Source organism: Mycobacterium sp. Panama NTM2, from assembly GCF_054355555.1.
Window position 1 is genome coordinate 4,749,607 of record NZ_CM135953.1, and the last position, 21,749, is coordinate 4,771,355.

The window sequence follows — 21,749 nt, forward strand, 5'->3', positions numbered from 1 at the left end:
GTCACCACCCGATCCCCTGATAGTTCGGCGTCCCGCGCAGCGTCGCGGCGGCAGGCAGACGCACGAGATCGACGATGTACCGGTCGGATCCGGCCTGCTCGATCACCTCGACGACTTCCGGTCGGCGCGATCCGACAATCAGGACCTCGCCGTGATCGAACACCGCGCCCGCATCATCACTGAGCAGGTCCCCGATGTGAGGGAGCTGCTCGCTGATGTACTGGCGGTTCGCGCCCGTCAGACGGGACAGCACGACGGTCGGATCATAGATCTTGACGTCGAAACCCTTGCCGATGAGACGCTCGGCGAGTTCGACCAGTGGACTGTCACGCAGGTCATCGGTGCCCTGCTTGAAGGACAGACCGAAGATCGCGACTTTGCGACGGCCCGCGGCCAGCACCAAGTCGACCGCGCGGCGCATCTGACTTTCGTTGGAGGTCAGCAGATTGGCCAGAAGCGGGACGTCGAGGTCATTCTGTCGCGCGGTGTGAGTCAGTGCGCGAACGTCTTTGGGTAAGCAGGATCCGCCGAAAGCGAAGCCCGGTTTGAGGTACGCGGTGCTGATGTTCAGTTTCGTGTCGGTACAGAAGATCTCCATGACGTCATAGGAGTCCAGAGTCAACACCGAACAGATCGCTCCGATCTCGTTGGCGAAGTCGACCTTGAGTGCGTGGAAGCTGTTGTCGACGTATTTCGCCATCTCGGCAACTCTGATCGGCACCTGAAACCGCTTCCCGGGCAGCTCGTCGTAGAGCCCGAGCACCATCGAGGCGCTGCGCGACTCATTGGTGCCGACAACGGTTTTCGCCGGATCGAAGAAGTCGCGTACGCTCGTACCCTCCCGGAGGAACTCCGGGTTGACGCAGACTCCGAAATCGATGCCGGCACGCTTTCCGGACGCCGCTTCGAGGCGAGGGATGAGCAGATCCTCGCACGTGCCGGGCACCATGGTGCTGCGGTAGACGACCACGTGCCAGCCTGCCTTCACGGCCAGTGCGGCCCCGATGGCGTCGGTGACCTTCTCCAGTGCGGTGGTGGACAGCCCGCCGCCCGGCGCAGACGGCGTACCGACGCAGATCAGGGACAGGTCGGTGTCGAGCACCGCGGCGGCGGCGTCGGCGGTCACGATCAGATCCCCGGCGGCCACCACCTGCGCCGTGAGCTCGCCGATACGTTCCTCGACCACGGGGGCCACGCCACGCCTGAGGGCGTCGAGTTTGTCGAGATTGACGTCGACGCCGACGACGCGGTTCCGGCGCGAGGCGAGACAGACTGCGCTCACACAGCCCACATACCCGAGTCCGAAAACACTGACCGCGGGACGCATCGGATCCTTCATGATTTTCCTATCGTTTCGATCGTTGAGGAAGTTCGCCGCTGCGGATGCCGGGGCGGCGGGTATCGATGCTCACCTGGCGGGCAGCGCCGCCTTGAGTCCAGCGGACCGTCAATGACGTTGTCTGGCAAGTGATCACGGGACCGGAAATGGGCGCGGGATCGCCCATGTACACCAGGGACGCGATCGCCACGGGAAGGACGGACCGGGTTCGGACACCGACCAGCCAGGCCGGTGTCCTGCTTTCCAGACGATCCGACCACCATCCCAGGTTCGTGTCTCTGTCACCGCGAACCTGTTCGAGCCCGATGGTTGCCGTCGCGCCGTAGAAGATGCCCATCACCGGCACCTGACCGCGCGAGATGAGATGGCCCGCCGGGACGGGCGTCATCCCGAGGCTGGGGTGAAGTGGCCACGACACGGTGACGTCGTGTTCCGATCGACCCGTGACCACATCGACGACGAGTACGACAGGATCACCGGGCGGCGCGAGGAGCCAACGACGATGTGTCACCGGGTCAGCGAGTCGGCGGTACCCGTCGTGCTCGGCGTCGACGACACCGGTTCCCACGTCGACCGAGTGCACCGTCGGGGTTGCGCGCCGTCGCCAATAGAACGGTCCACCCGGCTCGGACTGATCGAGGCCGTCCACACACACCGTGGCGTGCATGCGGGTGCCGCGGTGGGCCTCGCGCACGGCTGGGTTCCGGTAGAAGCTGCCCGTCCCCGGGTCGACGATCAGATCGTGCCCGTCGGCAGCGACGGTGACAGCGAGTGCGTCGGCGTGCCCGTGCGCCGCTGTCGACAGGTAGCCGAGCGGGGCTACGTCCATGGTGATTCGGCGTCGGCCGCTGCGCAGAACCACCAGACCGCCATCCTGGGCGTAACCGCTGGGGCCGACGACGGCGCGAGCCGTTTCCTCGGCCCCAGGTGGGCGAGTACGAAGTGCATCCGCGAACCATGCCGAAGTGAGGGTGCCCACCCCGTACCTCACTGCGCTGTCATTGCCGGTGATGGCCCCCACGACGCCGAGATGTTGGCGTACCGTCCGTTTCGGTTCCGCACCCAGTCGTACGGCGAAGCTGTCGTCATCGTCGCCGTACCGGGGGTCGGGATCGTCGGCGCCGACCAGAAGGGCGAGATAGGTCCCGCCGCGATCGATCGCTGCGACGATGTCAGCGGCTCCCTGCATACCGTGCGGGCGAAGCAGTACTGCGACCACGGCGAGCAACTCGGCAGCGAAGATCTGGTACGACACCGACTGCTCGGCACCGGAACCGTCAGGAGCGATCAAGTTGTCCGCTTCCCGAGCCAGGATGGTGACCGCTCGGGCGAGCACGCCCTCCGACACGGCCACCTCAGGGAACAACAGGCATACCGTCACCATCCCGCTCAGCTCACCGATCAGGTGGTTGTTCGCCGAGCTGAAGCGCGACCTGGCACGCCAGCAGTACCGTGCTGTCGCGTCCAACATTCGCACCAGCCGCTGGTACCTGGGGGTGGTCAGGGCGGGTGACGTCCGCAAGCCCTGCACGGCAAGGGCAATCGAGATGGCTCTGATGCCCGGCTCGAATGCGCCCCGCCATGCGATTCCGGTACCCACGGGATTCTGGTCGAGCCATGAATCAAGATGAGCAAAGGCTGTTTCTGCATAGAACGCTTCGCCGGTGAAAAGCCAAGCCTGCGCCAGCAGGGGCAGATGCTGGAGGCGGTTGAGCTCCCAGATCCATTTCGGATCGCTGGGTGCAACGCGGTGATCGATGCGGTTCCCGGCCAGGTTTGGCCAGTGAAAGCCGCTGATGGGGTCGTGGTTCCAGTCGACGAAACGGCCGACGTTCGTCGGACCGTACCCGAAATATGAGCGTTCGCCGTCACAGATCCTGTCGGCTTCGGCGATCAGTGCGCCGACGTCGCACGTGTCAGCGATGTGCGCGGCGCGACGCTCATCGAGCAGGACCGGCGCTGCGGTGCCCGAGATGAAGCGCTTGCGCAACATCTCCCAGTCATCCCTGTCGCCGCGCAGCGACGCAGAGCCCGCCGGTGCGCGGAGACCGTCACCGAGCACCAGGGCATCGCCGAGGCGTCGGGCGCGCCAGAGCACCTCCCGCGGCGACATCGTCGCCGCGCGGCCGGCGTACCACGTGAGGCTGGACATGACGAATCCCTCTCAGTTCGGGGCAGGAGCACCCGGATCGACGTGGAAGTACCTGGCAGAGAACACCGTTGGCTTCAGCCAGTGGATGCCGCTGATCCCGTGCAACGTGGTCAGCAGGTCGCGTCGGCCCGTCTCGAATTGCGGTTCGGTCGACTGCTTGAAGACGACCGCACTCTGCGGCGGATAGCTCAGACGGGGCGAGACATAGATGTTGGCGTGAGACGCGATCGATCTCTGCAGAGCTGCGTCGAAGGCCGAATTCTGCTCCGGGTTACGAACGTTGAAGTAGTTGAGGTACCGAAAACCACGTTGCTGCGCCTCGAGTTTGATGCGGAAATCGGATTGGATGTCCTCGAAGCCGATCAGTACGTCGTTGCTTCCCAGCGAGTGCACATACCGGTCGTTGACGAAGTCGATGTCGTTGTCTGCGTTCCAATACAGGCTTGTCGATCCCGCCAGCGTACTCACGAAAAGACAGGTGACCGTGACGCCCAGCCACCGCGCCGGGCGTGTCAGCTGCGCAGCGCCGCGCGTGACGATGATCGCGAGCAATGGCAGCGTCCAGAGTGCGAACTCGTCGGAGATACCCTCCCACCAACCGAAGAAGAGAGCTTGCGGGATCATCGGAAGGAACACGAGCAGGATCAGGCCCCGCTCCTTGAGACCCGCCCACAGTCCCCGCACCGCCAGACACGCGGTCAGCACCGCGGCCAGCGCGGCTGACACACCGATGGCGATGGCGGCCGGGGGTGAGACGTCGCGGACCAGGTAGGGGAACGGATACGTGGCGCGATACGGATATCGGTGTGCGACGGCCTCGGCGACAGCAGGGCTGCGGAACACCACGTTGGTCGAGACCAGTGCCCGCGTCTGCCCTACGGCCATGTTGGCCGCAGAAGCGAGATTCAGTTGCTTCTGGTCGGCCCTCGGATCGAACGATTCGACGTACCCGGCGCCGAACCGCACGATTCCGTGCTGCTGCGTCGCGGGCAGGGACGTATAGGCGAGCAGGTACGACGCGGAGGTCAACAGTCCAACCGCCATCGGCAGCACCGCAGCGTAGGTCAGTCGTCTGCGAACACCGGTGTGCCTCATCAGCAGAGCGGCGGGAACCAAGCCGACCACGACCATCGCGAATGCCTGGTGATGGAGGATCATCGCCGAGAACGCAACGATCGCCCCGGCAGCGTATTGCGCTGCGCGACGGGGATTCTGCGCGGTGAGCCCGCAGTACGTGCAGAAGAAGCCGATCACCATGAGCGCGGTCGCCGGTACGTAGACATCGCCGACGATGGAATAGGACCAGTATCCGGCGCTGAACGCACAGAACAGAGTGCCCCACAGCGCCTGCCGTCCCAGGCCGGCCCGGCCCAGCAGCATGAACAGCACTGCCAGTCCAGTGGCTCCCCACACCGCCGAGTAGAGCGACAACAGCTCGACCGGATTGACGGTGATACCGATGTCGTGCAGCAGCCGGTACAGCACCCTCATTCCGTTCAGATACAGGTGGTGGCTGTTGATCACCCCGCTCGGCTGCGTCAGTTGATACGCCCAGGACAGTGAGTCGTCCGCATAGTTGAAATTGCGTGTCGGCAGCAGCGCATAGACGCCGAAAGCGATCGAGAAGATGCCTGCGGTCAGGGCCCGACTCCTCCTGCGGGTAGGGTCACCCGGTAGATGGGTGGTCGGGTCCGCCCCGTCGATGGCAGGTCGTGGTGCGACAATCGGACCTGAGCTCATGCGACGCCGCGGCCTACCGGCACCGGGCGCTGTTGGGCGCCGAGCAGCCGTTCGTAGAACCAGACGAGGACCCGGCTCGAGACCTGCCACGACAGCTCGTCTTGGACCCTGCGACGTCCGAGGTCTCCCATCCGCTCGCGACGGACAGGATCGTCCAGAAGGGAATTGATCGCTTCGGCGAACGCACGCTCGTCGTTGTCTTGCACATACACCGCCGCCTCACCGGCGGACACCCGCGCCTCGGCGAGATCGAACGACACGATGGGCCGTCCCATCGCCATGTACTCCACCACCTTGTTCATCGTCGACACGTCGTTGAGCGGGTTCGACGGATCCGGGGACAAGCACACCTGCGCGGTGGACAGGCAGCGTGTGACGAACTCGTCGGACACGCGGCCGGGGAACTCGACGATGTCGGTGATTCCGAGTTCGGCGCTGAGCTTGGCCAAGTCGTCGTACGCGTCACCCGCGCCCATGAAGATGCAATGGAAGTCGTTGCGCCCGAGTTCGTCACGCAGGATGCGCACTGCCCGAAGGGCATAGTCGACGCCGTCCTGGGGCCCCATCACCCCCAAGTACGCCAACAGATGAGGCTTGCCGGCGGCCAACGTGCGGTCGGGCGGCTGGGGGACGAAGCGGGTGAGGTCGGGCGCGCTGCGCACGACGACCACCTGATCGGGTCGCATTCCGCCTCTCTCGATTGCCACCCGTCGGTAGCTCTCGTTGGTGGAGATGACCGCATCGGCGGCGGCGAACGTCATGCGTTCGACCCAGCGGGTCAAGTGGAAGAGCACTCGGCCTCCGCTCGGGAAGCGGGACAGGAACAGTTCGGGTACCAGGTCGTGGTGGTCGAACACGAATCGGGTGCCGCCGGGCCGCAAGAGCACCGCAACCAGGAACAGGAGATCGGGTGGGTTGCACGCCTGGATGACGTCGACACGGCCTTGCCTGCGGACCTTGATCGCAAGCCGCAGTGTGTGCCACAGAGCAGCGCTGTACTCCCGCAGGTATCCCTTCGGTCCGCCGGTGGCCGGGCGCAGCGGGTAGCGCAGGATGTGGACTCCGTCGATGTCCACCTCCGTTTCGGTGTCCTGTTGCTCACCGGTCGGACAGATGACGGTGACCTGGAACCCGGCGTCGGTGAGGGCTCGCGCCTCCTGCCACACGCGGCGGTCGAAGGGAACCGAGAGGTTCTCCACGATAATCACGATGTGCCGTTTCATACTCTGACTCCGTTCGCCTGTCGGTTCGATACGAGTTGTTCCAGGGCCCGCTGTGTCGCATCGACGCTGCGGTCCAATGCGTAGCTGTCTTCGACTCGACGGCGTGCCGCGCGACCCATGCGGTGCGCAGCGTGGGGATCTGACAGCAGGCGCACGAGACGATCAGCCAGTTGCGCGGAATCGCCCGGCGCCACCAGGTATCCGGTCACACCGTCTGTGATCACCTCGGTCATTCCGCCGACTGCGGTACACACGGCTGGGCGCCCGCACGCCATGGCTTCGAGCAGAGCGATCGGAAGGCATTCGGTCGTCGACGTCAGCGTGAAGACGTCGATCGCTCGAAGTAGTCGGCTGACGTCGTCTCGCGCTCCCGCGAAGTGCACGCTCGCCGTAATGTGCAGGTGGTCGCACAACGCGGACAGGTGCGCGCGACACTCGCCGTCGCCGATGACGAGGAAGTGTGCGTTCGGCACGCTGTCGATGACCCTGCGTGCGGCGTGCAGGAGATTCACGTGGTCCTTCTCCGGGCGCAGAGCCGCGACGACAGCCACCACCGGTGCGCCATCGGGGATTCCGAACTCGGCCAGTGGTGTTCGATCCGTTCCCGCAGCGAAGTCCAGCAGATCCACGCCGTTGCAGATGATCTCGATCCGGTCGGCGGGATACCGGCGTTGTTCGACCAGGAACGGGCGCTGAGATTCTGCGACACCGAAGTATCGGCTGGTCCAGGGGATCAACGCTCTGTCGACGAGGCGCTGCACCAGTCCACGAGCCGTGATCTCGGTCGCGTTGTGTACCCACATGATGGAGTGGGGAACAGCCGCGGCTCGAGCGGCGATGCGGCCCAGCGTCTCTGCGTTGTATCCCCACACCGACACGACGTCTGGCCGCTGATGCCGCATGATGGCAGTGAGTTCGCGCAGCGCCCGCCAGGCGTGCTGTTTCCTCAGAGGCAACACCGTGGAGTGAATGCCGGCAGCGCGCAGGTCGGCATACAACGCGCCTTCACCGCCGACGCAGACGACCGAGGGCAGCACCCGCGTCCGATCCAGCCGTGGCAGTAGCGTGGTCAGGTGGCGTTCGGCTCCACCGTGTTTCAACTCGGGCACCACGAACAATGCCCGAATCGGCCTGTCACTCATGGCACACCTCGCGGTACAGACCGTCGATGCTGCCCGCGATGACGCTGACGTCGAGCCGGTCGCGGACGCGAGTACGAGCCGATGCACCGCATTGCTGTCGCAGATCCGCATCGAAGACGACGCTCCGCAGCGCAGCGAGGATCGCCTCGGTGTCGTCAGGCGGGATCAGTACACCGCAACCGCCGCCGATCATTTCGGGTAAGCCGTCCACATCGGTGGCGACCACGCACAGACCACGCGCCATCGCCTCCAGCACTGCCATCGGCTGCCCTTCACTCCGCGAGGGCAGGACCAGGATCTGGGATCTGTCGAGCACCGCCGCCGCCTCCCGCTCGGAGAGCCAGTCGCTCACTGTGACGCTGTCATCGAGACCGAGGCGCCGGCACTGCGTCCGCGCCCGCTCGACCTCGCCGTCTCCCGCGACCGTCAGGTGAGCCGCAATACCCTGTGCGCCGACGAAGTCGGGCTCACACGCGAGCTTGGCCCACGCGTCCAACAACCTGAAGGCGCCTTTGCGGTCTCCGATACGGCCGAGGAACAGCACGCGTACAGGTTCACCGCGCTCCGGTGTCCTTGATTGCTGGGCCGGCTCGATTCCGTTCGGAATGACCCTGATTCGTGCCCTGGGTGCAATCAACTGAACTTGCTCAGCCCACTTCTCACTGAGCGTCACGAACGCGCCCGCATGGCCGAGTGTGGACCGGATCCATGCCCGCAGAAACCGGGGCGAGCCCTCATACCAGTCGGGGAAACCGGACCCGTGCATGTGCAGGACGACGGGTACTCCCGATGGCCGACTGATCCACAGCAGCAGCGCCTTGCGCACGAAGCTACCGCGGATGCTGGCGTGCAGGTGGATGACGTCGGGTCGCCGCATGTACACGTTCGCGAGGAAGATCAGAGCTCCCCCGAGGAACGACGCCACCTTCTCGACGACAGAGCCGTCGCGGTGAGTGGTGATGTGCCGAATGCCCCAGCCGTCCCACAGGGACGTCCGCTGCATCGCACGGACGTAGGACGCGACGCCGCCCCGCGTCCTGGTGCTGGTGGACACCCACAGTACGCAGCGCTCAACCATGGTGAACTGCCGTCCGCTGATGGAGCATCATCTCGGCGCCTGGGACTTTCAGCGCCGCACGATCTGCCCCGCCGATCGCTACTCCGACGATCAGAAAGGTGACCAGAATGGGAAAGTCGAAGTAGCGCAAGTCCACCGTGAGACCGGTGCACACCAGGATGGTCAGCACCATGATGCCGATCACGACGAGCGGCTTTCCCGTCAGATCGTCATCGGGAAGCGTTCGGTACGCTTCCTTCAACCGGTACGCGACCATGACCAGGACCCCGAGCCACAGCGCCAGGCCGATGACTCCGAGTTCCGCGAGCAATCCCAGATCGTTGGTGTGTGACGCCTCCCCGTAGCCGCTGATCCAGGGCACCTGCGGCGACCACTGCTGGTGGTGATACCGGTTCACAGCGGGGAACCGCCCGATACCCCAGCCCGTGAGTGGTTCCTGCGTCCTGGCCCACAGCGCCGTTTGAATGTCGTTGAGCCGTGACTCGATCTCGCTTTCCGAGGTGACACCCCCGCGGGTGCGGTCACTGCTGGTGAATCTCGACCAGTTGAGGGCGACCACCGAGAACACCAGTGCGAGCACTCCGAGATAGGCCGTGCGGATACCCCGCGCCAACCAGACCCCGAGAACGAGGACGACAAGCGCGCTCAACCACACCGCGCGGGTGTAGGTGAGGTATATGCCTGCCCCGCACGCGACGGCAATCAGTACCGCCAGACTCCTCTGCCATCCGGGATCGCCTCGGCGACTGGCCAACGTCGTCGCGATCGCGAACCCGAGTACCAGCACCATGCCGTTGACGACCGGCTGGTTGAACACCCCGACGGCCCGGCCGACCCATGCCGGGTCTGTCACGATGTAGCGGGGCCACACCCATGGGCCCAGTCCGACGACCGGCATGATGCTCACCGCGGCCGAATACGCCGACACCGACAACAGGGTCCACAGCAGCGCACGCACCTGCTGTTGGCGGTCGAAGGTCAAGCGCCCCACTGCGTAGGCGGCGAACGGGATGAGCGTCGTGATCACGATGAAACGGAGTACCGGCAGCGGTTCACCGGAATGTGGATCGACCGCCGGGTACTCGTGGGGAGCGGCCATCGAGTAGAAGTTCCACAGCAGGTACGACACCATCACGCACTCGACGGCACCGATACCGCGAAGTCGATCGTGCGTCCGCACCATCCAAGCCACGGTCGCGCACATGACGATGACGAAGACCATCAACCAGGGTTCGACCGGCAGGATCACTTCCGGCGACCAGGGCAACCGCAGGAACGTCGCGATGATCAGGATCAGCACCGCGAGGCTGGGGCTGCGCAGAGCGCAGATCGCGACAGCGACCGCGACTGCCCCCAGTAGGGCGACCTGACCCAACGACATCGTCATCGTCGCGGACCAACCATGACGGGCCGATCACCGCTTCCTTCGGCGAGCACGGCGCCGAGGAGGTGTGCTCGGGCGTCGCCCAGCGCCAGCGCAGCCGTCGTCACGTCGGAGAAGCGCGACCGCCTTTTCTCCACCGTGATCAGCGTGAAGTCGGCCGCCGCGAAGAGCGGTGCGGCATCGATGATCTCGGCGATGGGAGGGGCCGCGATCACGATGTGATCGTTGTCGACGCGCAATTCGTCGAGAACGGCGTCGATGCGCTCACGACTCATGAGCGAGAACCGGTCGGCGATCACGGTACCGGCCGGAAGGATGCGGAGAGAGTCGACCGCGCCGTCGATCAGCGCATCGTTGACCAGGCTGCTGTTGGCCAGCACATCGTTGAATCCGAGACCGGTTGCCGGACGGTCGATGTCGTTGTCAGCGTAGACCAGCACCGTGCGACGCCCCTGCTGAGCTGACAACCTCGCCAGGTTCTCCGATATCTCCCGTGCGGTCGCGGCGCCCCGGCAATCTGTGACCGCCACGACCGCGGATTTGGGTAGATCCTGCACGCTCAGGTGGTTCGCCAGTACGCGCAGACCGCTCTCCCGCAGGCGGCTCGCAGAGGCCGACCCCCCGCGGGGGATCTCGACCAACGGTTCCACCCCGGTCTTGTCGAGGATGTCGTCGGCATGCACCACCCGTCGTGAGAGCGCACCCAGAGCGAGGGCGGCCAGGACACCGAGGCAACCACCCCCCACGGCTCCGGAGAGCAGCTGGGAGGCGATCTTCGGATCGGTCTTGGTCACGCCGGCGCGCAGTTGCAGATCCTGCAGACGGCTGGCGCCATCGCTGCGCATGGCATCGAGGCGTGCCTGCAGGATGGGCACCAACGGGTTCATGCTGCCATCGGGTTGAGGATGCGACTGTGCCGAATCCAGCTGTCGCTGAGTGTCGTTGAGTTCCTTGGTGTAGCCGGCTCGCCGCACCGAGTTGATGTCCTCGCGGAAGGTCTCGGCCATGCGTTGCGCAGCAGTCTGCGCGACGCCGGGATCGTCAGCGGTTGCCTCGATCGTGAGGATCGGGCTGGCCGCGACAGTGCTCGCCGTGAACTCGACCGAGTCGGGGATCTGCGCCGACTCCCTGAGCCGGGTCGTCGTCGACGGCTCGTTGAACAGTGTCGAGTATCCGACCGCCATCGTCGCGTCCTGCTCCGGACTCTGGCCCGGCGACGACTGCACGAGCAGCGCCTTGCCGACATACTGCGGGCGGTCGTCTGCCGTCACCGCGGTGGTGAAGACGACAGCCCCGAGGATCAGCAGCACCACCCACCAGCGCCGCTGAACCTGATCGATGTAGCGCGCCACTTGTGCATTCATGTCCGGCTCCTCGCCGATGTCGTCTGTTCGAAGCCGGTCTTCATCAGATCAATTGGCAAGAAGGTTTTTTCATGGTCGAAAGATGTCGTCATCAGTAGGCACCTTTGCGCTGCACTACGGCTCTCAGGGTCTTGGCGATGATCACGAGGTCGCCGATCATCGACCAGTTGTCGACATAGGACAGGTCGAGTCGGATCGATGTGTCCCAGGAAAGGTCCGATCTGCCACTCACCTGCCACAAACCGGTGATGCCCGGTTTGACCAGCAGCCTGCGCAGTACGTCGCAGTCGTAGGCCTCGACCTCGCGGCGCAGCGGCGGTCGTGGACCGACGACGCTCATCTCCTGTTTGAGAACATTGATGAACTGTGGCAGTTCGTCGATACTGAACCTTCTCAGTACGCGACCCACGGGTGTGATACGCGGATCGTCGCGGATCTTGAACAGCACACCGTCGCCTTCGTTCCGGGCGAGAAGGTCGTCGAGGTACTGGTCGGCGTCGGCGATCATGCTGCGGAACTTGAGCATCGCGAAGGGTCGCCCGTCGATGCCGATGCGTTCTGCGCTGTAGAACACCGGTCCTCGACTGGTGATCTTGATCATGACGGCAGCGACGACGAGCACCGGAAACGTCACGGCCAGAGCCGCCAACGCGAAGCAGAAGTCGAACGCCCGTTTCTGAAATCGTTTGGCGCCGCGGTACTGCGGCTTCTCGATCTGAAGCAGGGGCAGGCCGGAGATGGGCCGCATCACCAGCCGTGAGAGTGCCACGTCCATCACACCGGGGCACACCATCAGGTCCACCCCCATGGGTTCGAGCTCCCAGATGAGCCTGCGCAGGGCGGGAACCCCGACCTGCCCGGTCCCGGCGATGGCGACGGTGTCCGCGCCGCAGGACCCGATCGCCGACAGTGCATTGTTCTCGCCCCCGACGATGGGCAGCTGACAGTCACCGACTGTCAGGAGCGAGGGGCCACCGGGGTCGTAACCCGGGATGCAGACACCGACGACCTGGTAGCCATCCGCGGGATCGGCGGTCAACTCGGCCGCGAGATGGGTCACCGAGGCGCAGTCCCCGATCGCCAGCACAGCGGTCCGGCAGGCCCCCGCCGACCTCTGCAGCGACAGGTGCTTACGGCCCAGCCATCGACCGAGAAGGAGACCGATGATCCCACCGGGTAGCGCCACGGCAAGGTAACCACGCGAGATCTCCAGCTTGAGCAGGAGCTCTGCGATCGCCAGCGCACCGAAAGTGGCGAAAGACGCCGCGCAGAGCCGGCGGTACTCCTCGAGTCCAGTACCGATGATCTTGGGCGAGCGAGTGCGGAAACCTGCCAACGCCGACAACCACAGGGTCGCGACCAGGATCGAGTACGCCGTCACATAACCGCTGGCGACCTCGGTCGAAGCCGAGCTGCTGAATCTCAGATACTGGGCGAGCACCACGGTCCCGGTGACGACCACGATGTCGACGATCAGAAGACGACCCGCATAATGCCGCTGCCACCGCAGACGCTCGATCACTGCCGGAGGCCGCCGATCGGCCGATTCCGCGGCGACTGCGGGGTTTTCGGCGCCGGTCAGCGTCGGCTCGGTGCCGCGACGGCGCCCCGGCGCGGTGACGAACTTCGTTCCACGCGCTCGAGTGACGACCTCTGGACTTGCCATCGCTAGCCCGCCAACTCGACTGCTGCGGTGCGGTTCATCGATCCCGTTGCGGGTTCCAGCACACCGCACCACCATCGGACGGCACGCCGGATGCCTTCGGACAGTCCGACGGTGGGCTGCCAGCCGAGACGATTGTCTTCAGTCGAGGCGGTGTCCGTCGACAGCCATGTCTCCGGCATCGGAGTGCCGTCGAGCGCCGCAGCGATCAGCGGGTACAGGTGCGCACCGGTGGTGGTGCGCCCCGTACCGATGCGGTAGCTGCCGGCAGCGTCGATCGGCGCTGCCGCGGCGAGCAGGAACGCATCCACGACATCGTCGATGTAGACGTAGTCGCGCCCAGGCACGTTGTCACGACGGACGCCGTGAGGGACACCGGTGACCATCGCACAGACCAGGGCCGCGACCAGGTTTCCCGATCCCCGCGGGCGCTGCCGAGGTCCGTAGACGTCGCCCAGCGCCAAGCAGATCGGCGACAGATCGTACATCTGCGCCCAGGCCTGCAGGTACAGCTCACCAGCCGACTTGGCTGCGCCGTTGGGTGAAGTGGGCGTGCCCGCAGCAACAGGCGCTTGGCAACCCGCGTACACGATGCGGCGGACACCGGCCAGTCGGCTCGCCTCACACAGATTGATGGTTCCCAATACGTTGCTGCGCGCATCGAGCTGCGGATCCGCGATCGATGCGGCCGGATCCGACTGAGCGGCGAGATGGAAAACCGTGTCCGGACGGGAACCCGCGACGACTCCGATCAATTCGGGTGCCTGCACGTCCAGGCTGATCATCCGGAATCGTCCGGGGTCGACCGCGTTGCGTTCGAAGGCGTCATCCAGGTTGCTGCGTTCGCCGGCGCTGAAGTTGTCGATTCCGATGACCTGATGACCCTCTGCCAGCAGACGGTCGACCAGTGCGGACCCTATGAACCCGGCGGCGCCGGTGACCAGTGATCGCATGCTGCAACGCTTTCCGTAGACGCTCCCCCGTCGTTGCCGTGCCAGCGACCCGGAATCGGACTGGACAGCTAACGTCTCGAACACCCCTCAACTATCCGATGCCCGGTCCGTGCAGTACATGGACCGTCGGGGCCATCTTTGGCATAGATCTTGGGACTAGTTCTGAGACAACCGGTTTCACTGACCGTGGCGGACGCGCGACAACCGTTGCCGCACCGCACGAGCGGAAATGGTGGCAGTTGTTGCGGACTGCACCGGCCTGGTCGGATATCACCGAAGCTCGCAGCTCGTCGTCGTTCGTCCGATTCGGACCGTGTGTCGACCGGCGGCCATCGCCGGTCTTCAGCGCCCGAGGGACGGCGGCACAGTGGCGAAGAGCAACGCCCATCGTCGGCAACACCGGCCGCCATCGCGTGGGTGCCGGCGGGTCACCGATGTGCCGAGCTCACAGCGGAACGCAGACCAGCTCGCTGTAGAGTTCGTCGATCTGCTCGGGTGACAGCGTGGCGCTCCGGAACATTCGTGGTCGCCGCCGCGTGTCGATGGCCAGGCGCGGCTTGCGCCCGATCAACTGCAGGTCGGCGACGGTCGCCACCAGGCCGTGCCGCAGCAGGAGATGACGGGTCAGCGGAATCAGCTCCTGGAGGAACAGGTCAGCGTCGCTGACATGAAGCAGGACCGCTGTACGTACCCCGGTGGTGTGGCGCGACTCCCGGTACATCACGTAACAGCTGCGGCCGCCGCGCATGATCACGAGGTGATGTGCCGCACCTGCCCGGGCATGGTCGCGATACAGCGTGAGATCGGTTGACCGCAAGAGCTTCTCGATACTGGGCGGGTACGTCACGATCACCGTTCGGTGGAACGGTGTGGGCAAGGGGATGTGCGGTACGACGACCGCTGACGAGTTCAGCGGCCGGAATTTCAACCATGCGAGGATCTCCTGGGAGTCCTCGTTGGGTGACAGTACCGTGAAGTGGTAACCCTCCTGTTGGAGCAGCGCCTCGAGAAGAGCGAGACTGCGCGAGCGGTACTCCGGCAGCACACACCACGAACCCAGGTTGCAGAACCGCTCCGTTCGACCGCCCACCAGACGTTCCGAGTACACGGCCAACAACGTCCCCACGACCCGCCCCGCGTCACGCAGCATGAAACCGTGATTCGGTGCCTGCACCGACCACGGCACCGCCGCGATGGCACAGAGCCACGGCACACGCCTGTTGTGGTGCACCTGTAGGAACTGAGCGACCTCGGCGACGTCCTCGGCAGTGATCGGGCCGAGCTGCACAGGACACGGCCTCCGCCGCGGCCCGGCGGAGGGTTCATGTACCGGCATCGGTGAGTTCCTCTGCGTCCATGTTCTGCGTCCACCAGTTCCGTCCGGCTGCCGGCAAGGTGTCGATCGGGTCGTAGAACGGATAGACGCGGCTCAGTGCCGCACCGTCGGATCCGTCGAGCACGGTGCGGTAGTTCTTGCTCCAGTAGGAGATTCCGAGCTCCTGGTTGTACTCGACCGCTTGATGTACCCATCGCTTGCCGACGTAAGGAACGTCGCAGACAACCCGCGGGGTGGCGAAACCCGGCAGATAGCCCATGATCGACAGCTGCAGCTGCTGCGCCTGCCAGAGAGGGGTCCGCCAGTGTTCGGCATGCGGAATCATGTCGCACATGTAGAAGTAATAGGGCAGGATGTTCGCCTCACCTTGCAGCGCGAAGCACAGGTCGAGCAGATCCTCGGTGGTGTCGTTGACTCCGCGCATCAGAACTCCCTGATTGCGCACATCCCTGACCCCGGCGTCGAGAAGTCCCCGGGCAGCGGCCGCGACGAGGGGGGTGACCGACTGGACGTGATTGATGTGAGTGTGCACGGCCAGGTTGACCCCCCGCGCGGCGGCGAGCCGCGACACCGCACCGACGCCGTCGACGACATTGGGTTGCAACCAGTGTTGGGGTAGCGCGCCAAGGGCTTTGGTCGCCAGACGGATGTCGCGAACGGTGTCGATGGCCAGTAACCGACGGAGGAACGACTCCAATCGCGGCCAGGGCACATTGGCGACGTCACCACCTGACACCACGACGTCACGCACTGACGGGGTTGCCGTCAGGTACTCGAGCATCCGGTCCTGTCGGTCGTTGGGCGCAAGTGTGAGCCTCGTCTTGGTCACCGCCGGTGTGGAATTTCCGACCAGGTCCATCCGGGTGCAGTGACCGCAGTACTGCGGGCAGGTCGAGAGAAGCTCGGCGAGCACCTTCGTCGGATACCGATGCGTCAAGCCTTCGACCACCCACATGTCGCTCTCGTGCAGCGAGTCGCGCTCGGCGTAGGGGTGTGAGCACCACTCGGCGTGCCGATCGCTGAACACCGGCAGCATGTACCTCCGGATCGGATCGGCATAGAAGGCCGCGGTGAATGCATTCCGTTGCGACACAGCCTGCGTCGCCATGGTGTTCAGGCACTGCGGCGGAAGCAGCATCGACATGGTCGCGCGCTGTTTCTGGTCGAGATCGAGATCGGCGTAGAACCTTTCGTCGAGAAGATCGCCGATGACGGAACGCAATTGACCGATGTTCTTGACCGCGTGCGCTCGCTGCCATTGCGGGTCTCGCCACTCGGTTTCGGTGACCCCTGCCCATCCCGGGTAGCGACGCCAGTCGGGTTCGGCCAGCTCTCGGCGTTGGTACGAGTACGGCTGACGGGTGACGGCCGTGAGGTCGCCGGCGTGCTCAGGTCCGGCCAGTGTGGTCATCGCGTCAGCACCTTCTGCGAGTCGGTCGTGTCGTCGGCGGCCTGCAGCAACGTTGCGGCAGCGCGGCGCCCTGACCTGATGGCGCCCTCCATCAGGCCGAAGAACTCGAGGCTCGTCTCTGTACCCGCCCAATGGACACGGCCATGCGGTTGAGTGAGTGTCGGTCCCAGCGCAAGCCAGTCACCCGGACCGAACAGCGCCGCATAACACCCTTTCGAATACTCCTCGGCCAACCAGTCCGTGACCGTGCAGGTTGTCGGAGCCGGCAACTCGGGAAAGAGTCGATCGACATGTGCGAGCACTGCGTTGCGCTGCTCGTCTATCGACATCGACGAGAATGCCGATGCCGCTGCACCGGTGACGAACCCGGTCAACACCCCTGCAGATCCGTCGGGTGGGGAATCGTCGACAGTGGACAGCAGCGGCCCGTCGGTACTCACCGACCACCCCGACCGGCCGAGCTTGCGCCAGAGAGGGGCCGGGTAGCCCAGATGCACTTTGACGGCACATCCGGGGGCGGTGACCGTGCGCGCGCGGGGCCTGCCGAGAGCCGGCCGAAACTGGATGCGCTGCGCCAACAGTGGCGGGACGGCGACGATGACATGGTCTGCGGAGTAGTCGGTGGTCGCGTCATCGGTGCCTGACCCGCACCGCACCATCACGCCGCTGTCATCCTGATCGATCGCACGAACCGATTGGTTCAGCCGCACCCGGCCGGCGAGCCGCCTCGCGAGCGCGGCGCACAGCTGATGGGCGCCACCGTCGATGCGCCACTGCTGCGCACCCCCTTCGAAGGCATTCAGATACCTGATTCCGCCGCCCGACTTCAGATAGAACGCCATGTGCAGAGCCGAGATCGACGACGGGTCCGCCGCCATCATCTCGCCCAGGAAGAGCGGGAAGAAGGTGTGCGCGTCGAGCCGCGCCTCCTCCTCGATGAGCCAGTTCGCGGCAGTCTGGCGGTCGAGAAAGTCGGCCCCCGGGGTACGCCAGGGCGCATCCGGATCGATCACGGTGACGAGCTCGTCGAGTCGGTCGAAGAGACCGCCGAGCGCTACCGCGTTGAGCGGGGGGATTCGCCCCGCGGTGGAGGTGCGTGTGTCACCGATCAGGAACGTACTGTCGCCCACCATCTCGGTGGACACGAGCGAGAGCCGGTATTCGTCGATCAGCCCGAGCAGTTGAGTGTGCCGGACGCCGAGATACGCCGCACCGCCATCGGCGACGACACCGGGTGCGGCCTGCACTCCGTGCATCCGCCCGCCCACCCGATCGCGAGCTTCCAGCACCGTCACGTCGACGCCGGCCTTGCTCAGTTCGACGGCAGCCGTCAGCCCGGCCAGGCCTGCGCCCACCACGAGGACACGGTCGCCCGGTGCGGTCACGAGGCCACGGCTCCTACGACAAGCGCGCACAGCCCGCGCGGCGTGGGGTTGTCGACGATGTCGTCGTAGACCAGCTCGGTCCCGAAGTCGCGTGCGATCGCACTGAGGACACGGGTGGCCAGCAACGAGTCCCCGCCGAGATCGAAGAAGTCCGAATCCTCGGTCAGATGCGACTTTTCGAGGACGCGTCGGTAGATCGCGACGATGTGGTCGGAATTCATGGGTTGGCTCCTTCGCTGATGTCTGTGACGGCACGGCGGGTTGCCGCGCGATCGACCTTGCCGCTCTGGGTGTGAGCCAGCGCGGTGACGAACGTGATCCGCGACGGGACGAATTGCCCGGGCAGTCGACCACCGAGGTAATTCTTGAGTTCTTTCGCCGTCACCGGTTGTCTCGCAACGACGTACGCGGCGAGGCGCTTTCCGGCTGATGTCCTTTCGCCGACCACCACGGAGGCGGCCACTGACGGATGCGAGTGCAGATGGGCTTCCACTTCGGCCGGATGCACCCGCACCCCGAGCACTTTCAGCTGTTCGTCCGCCCGACCACGCGCATGGAGCAGACCGTGATCGTTTCGGACCACGACGTCACCGGTGTGAAACCAGCGCATCGGTCCGCATCCGTGATCAGCGACAGTGAAGGCGGAGGCGCTCTGTTCGGGCATCCCCAGGTACCCGCTCGCCACACCCGGACCGGAGATCAGCAATTCACCGTCGTCGGTGATGTGATCGACGACATGCGGGAGTGCGATTCCGATGGGAGCATCGGCGGAGGCGCCGACGCCGATCTCGGTTCCGGCACCGCGCAACTGCACAGCGTGGGTGATCAACGTCGTCTCGGTGCATCCGTAGGTGTTGAGCAACCGGACGTGCTCCATACCGAGCTGTGTCCACTGTCGCAGCCGAGTCGGATCGACCATCTCTCCACCGACTACCACGAGTCGTATGCAGGCCGGCAGCACCTCGTTCTCCTCGTCGAGGAAGCACACCAGTTCATGCCAGAACGCCGTCGGCAGATCGATCACCGATATGGCTTGCTCGGCGACCGCTCTCAGGAACATGGGAAAGGACCCGCAGTGCACGCGGTCGTCGAAGACGAGAGCTGCCCCGGCGGTCAGAGTCGGCAGGATCTCTTCCAAGCAGGTGTCCCACCCCAGCGAAGCGAACTGCAGCACGCGGTCCTGCGGTGTCAGCTCGAAGAGGGTGCGCAGCGCCCGCACCGTGACACCCAACGCACGCCGCGAGACCACAACAGGTTTCGGGGTACCGGTCGACCCCGACGTGCACAGCACGTATGCCGCATCGTCGGGTGATCGCTGAACTTGCGACAGGGTGGGCCTGGCCGGGTCCACAGCATGGAATTCCTCGACTCGCACGCCGGGCATCACGGTGTCCGACTGCAACGCCGAGTACACACGGTCCACACGCAGCGCCGACATCATGCTGCGAACACGCTCAGCCGGGAGTGCGCCGTCGATCGGACAGTAGGTGAGGCCGGCAGACAGCACGCCCAACAGAGTCGCTGCGGCAGAGGGGGTGTGGGAGACCAGCGCCGCGATCCGATCGGCGCCCGCGACCCGCGGCAGCCGACAGGCCGATGCGATCTCGGTGACGTGCTGTTCGAACTCTCGATAGGTGACGGCCTTCCCGTTGTGCACGATCGCGGTGCGGTCCGGCCCCTCGTCGGTCGCGGCGGTGAAGTCATCGATCACGTCGGTCTCGATGGGGTATTCGACGGCGCGCAGGCGACGGGAAGCACAGGTGTGGTCGGTCATTCGACTGTCACCGACTTCGCCAGGTTGCGCGGCTTGTCGACGTCGCGTCCCAGCGCCGCCGCAAGGTCGCGGGCGAGTACCTGCAGCGGCAACGTCGCCGCGACGGGGCCCCAGGCCGCGCCCCTGATGCTCTCGATCGGGATCGTGCTACCGGGAGGTCCGATGGTGACCACCCGTGCACCGCGTGCATTCACTTCCGCGATGTTGCCGGCCAGCTTCGGTTCACCGTTGTCCACGACGACCACAGGAGTACCTGGACTGATCAGCGCCAGCGGTCCATGTTTGAGCTCTCCGGCGGGACAGTGCTCGGCCCACAGGTAGGTCAACTCCTTGAGCTTGAGAGCTCCTTCCGCCGCATAGGGCAAACTGCCGCCGCGCGCGATGAAGACGAACCCGTCGGCGGCGACCAACTCGTCGACGAGTCGGGGTACGGCGCGGCGGGCTTGCGCATAGGCCGCCGCCATTTGATCGGGCATGCGGCGCATCTCGTCGACGAGACCAGCGGCTTCCGCCGACGACAGTCGATTCGAAGCCACGAGAGCCGAAATCATGAGGGCCACACCGGTGATCACCTGCGCCAGGAACGTTTTCGTGGCAGCAACCCCGATCTCCGGACCGGCTGAGCATCCCACCGTCGCATCGGCCAGCCGAGCGAGAGTGGAGTGCGTGTTGTTGGTCAGAGCCAGCACCGGTGCGCCGCCGCGGAATTCCAGCGCCCGTAACACGTCTGCCGTTTCCCCGGACTGGCTCATGGCCAGGCACAGCTGTCCGGGTTCGGGGATTTCTGTCGCCGCCTCGCTGGCGACGACCGTCGTCACCGGAATGCCGCCGAGCGTGCGCACCAGGTTGCCGATCACCGAACCTGCGTTCAAGGAGGTGCCACATCCGAGGACCTGCAGACGGCTGAACGTCGGCAGTCCTGTTTGCCGCCAGAGTGTTCCGTCCGCGATCATGTCGGCCGTAGCATCGAGCAGCCGTTCGGCCATGGCCGGTTGCTCATCGATCTCTTTGGACATGTAGTCGGCGTATCCCGTCAGGTCCACATCGCCACCAGCCCACAGACGGCGGCGCAGCGTCGGTACCGAGGTCGAGTCTTCGGCGCCACACCATGCCCCGTCGTTGCACAGATCGACGACATCGCCATCGTCGAGAACTCGGAATTCGCCTGCCCAGTCCGCTATTGCCGCGATGTCGCTGGCTGCGAAGACACCGAGATCGGTATGTGCGACGAGCAGCGGAGAACCTTGCGCCGCCACGACGATTCGACCGCTCGAGCCGTCGAGTACCGCGATGGCCCATGAACCCTCAGCGCGCACGAGAGCCTTCTGCACAGCCTGTGTCAGGTCACCATTGATGAGGCGCTCGTCCTCGATGAGGTGGCACAGCACTTCGCTGTCGACATCGCTACTGAACAGGTGGCCCGCCGAGTGCAGTTCGACCCTCAGCTGGGCGGCGTTCTCGATGATCCCGTTGTGGACGACGCTGATCTCACCGGTGCAGTCGAGATGCGGATGAGCGTTTCCTTCGCTCACCGAACCGTGCGTAGCCCACCGCGTATGGCCGATTCCACAACCGTCGAACCGCTGATGAGACCAGTTGTCAAGAAGACGGTCCAGCGCAGCCGTACGTCCGGTGGTACGCAACCTCACGAGCTGCCCGTCCGCATCCCGGACTGCGATTCCCACGGAATCGTATCCGCGGTATTCGAGTCGGCGCAGGCCGATCCTGAGGAACTCGACCGCCGACCGATCGGTGCGGCACGCGATGATTCCGCACATCACCGATCTCCTCGCCGTACGAACATC

At 65.2% G+C, this 21,749-nt stretch carries 16 protein-coding genes; all 16 read right to left on the reverse strand.

Annotated features, from left to right (window positions below):
• Position 1: 1 nt before the first annotated feature.
• Complete coding sequence (locus tag ACXYX3_RS22770) at positions 2-1,282, reverse strand: nucleotide sugar dehydrogenase (protein ID WP_241205454.1); 1,281 nt, start codon at positions 1,280-1,282, stop codon at positions 2-4.
• A gap of 64 nt (positions 1,283-1,346) precedes the next feature.
• Positions 1,347-3,491, reverse strand: coding sequence for a heparinase II/III family protein (locus ACXYX3_RS22775; RefSeq protein ID WP_458609103.1), 2,145 nt, complete (start codon positions 3,489-3,491; stop codon positions 1,347-1,349).
• Between the two features lie 12 nt (positions 3,492-3,503).
• A complete protein-coding gene (locus tag ACXYX3_RS22780; RefSeq protein ID WP_458609104.1) occupies positions 3,504-5,231 on the reverse strand; it encodes a hypothetical protein in 1,728 nt (575 codons plus the stop codon).
• A complete protein-coding gene (locus tag ACXYX3_RS22785; RefSeq protein WP_458609105.1) occupies positions 5,228-6,454 on the reverse strand; it encodes a glycosyltransferase family 4 protein in 1,227 nt (408 codons plus the stop codon). Before ACXYX3_RS22785 ends, ACXYX3_RS22780 begins: the two co-directional genes overlap by 4 nt.
• Positions 6,451-7,596, reverse strand: a complete 1,146-nt coding sequence (locus tag ACXYX3_RS22790; RefSeq protein WP_458609106.1) for a glycosyltransferase — start codon at positions 7,594-7,596, stop codon at positions 6,451-6,453. Before ACXYX3_RS22790 ends, ACXYX3_RS22785 begins: the two co-directional genes overlap by 4 nt.
• On the reverse strand, positions 7,589-8,674 hold the full coding sequence (locus tag ACXYX3_RS22795) for a glycosyltransferase family 4 protein (RefSeq protein ID WP_458609107.1): 1,086 nt from the start codon (positions 8,672-8,674) through the stop codon (positions 7,589-7,591). The genes ACXYX3_RS22790 and ACXYX3_RS22795 overlap by 8 nt, the downstream gene beginning before the upstream one ends.
• The gene (locus tag ACXYX3_RS22800) at positions 8,667-10,061 is read right to left on the reverse strand and encodes an O-antigen ligase family protein (RefSeq protein ID WP_458609108.1); all 1,395 of its coding nucleotides are present in this window, start codon (positions 10,059-10,061) and stop codon (positions 8,667-8,669) included. Before ACXYX3_RS22800 ends, ACXYX3_RS22795 begins: the two co-directional genes overlap by 8 nt.
• Positions 10,058-11,422 carry a hypothetical protein gene (locus tag ACXYX3_RS22805; RefSeq protein WP_458609109.1) on the reverse strand — a complete coding sequence of 455 codons (1,365 nt, stop codon included), beginning with the start codon at positions 11,420-11,422 and terminating at the stop codon, positions 10,058-10,060. The genes ACXYX3_RS22800 and ACXYX3_RS22805 overlap by 4 nt, the downstream gene beginning before the upstream one ends.
• Positions 11,423-11,513: 91 nt before the next feature.
• Positions 11,514-13,088: a sugar transferase gene (locus ACXYX3_RS22810; protein WP_458609110.1), complete on the reverse strand. Its 1,575-nt coding sequence runs from the start codon at positions 13,086-13,088 to the stop codon at positions 11,514-11,516.
• A 2-nt stretch (positions 13,089-13,090) separates the two neighbouring features.
• Positions 13,091-14,038, reverse strand: a complete 948-nt coding sequence (locus ACXYX3_RS22815; RefSeq protein ID WP_458609111.1) for an NAD-dependent epimerase/dehydratase family protein — start codon at positions 14,036-14,038, stop codon at positions 13,091-13,093.
• A gap of 445 nt (positions 14,039-14,483) precedes the next feature.
• A complete protein-coding gene (locus ACXYX3_RS22820; protein ID WP_458609112.1) occupies positions 14,484-15,326 on the reverse strand; it encodes a hypothetical protein in 843 nt (280 codons plus the stop codon).
• A 34-nt stretch (positions 15,327-15,360) separates the two neighbouring features.
• Entirely contained in the window at positions 15,361-16,785 is a 1,425-nt protein-coding gene (locus tag ACXYX3_RS22825) for a KamA family radical SAM protein (protein WP_458609113.1), read from the reverse strand.
• Entirely contained in the window at positions 16,782-18,170 is a 1,389-nt protein-coding gene (locus ACXYX3_RS22830; protein ID WP_458609114.1) for a flavin monoamine oxidase family protein, read from the reverse strand. The genes ACXYX3_RS22825 and ACXYX3_RS22830 overlap by 4 nt, the downstream gene beginning before the upstream one ends.
• A complete protein-coding gene (locus ACXYX3_RS22835; RefSeq protein WP_458609115.1) occupies positions 18,167-18,391 on the reverse strand; it encodes an acyl carrier protein in 225 nt (74 codons plus the stop codon). The genes ACXYX3_RS22830 and ACXYX3_RS22835 overlap by 4 nt, the downstream gene beginning before the upstream one ends.
• Positions 18,388-19,944, reverse strand: a complete 1,557-nt coding sequence (locus ACXYX3_RS22840; RefSeq protein ID WP_458609116.1) for an AMP-binding protein — start codon at positions 19,942-19,944, stop codon at positions 18,388-18,390. Before ACXYX3_RS22840 ends, ACXYX3_RS22835 begins: the two co-directional genes overlap by 4 nt.
• Positions 19,941-21,722, reverse strand: a complete 1,782-nt coding sequence (glmS, locus tag ACXYX3_RS22845) for a glutamine--fructose-6-phosphate transaminase (isomerizing) (protein ID WP_458609117.1) — start codon at positions 21,720-21,722, stop codon at positions 19,941-19,943. The genes ACXYX3_RS22840 and glmS overlap by 4 nt, the downstream gene beginning before the upstream one ends.
• Positions 21,723-21,749 lie beyond the last annotated feature (27 nt).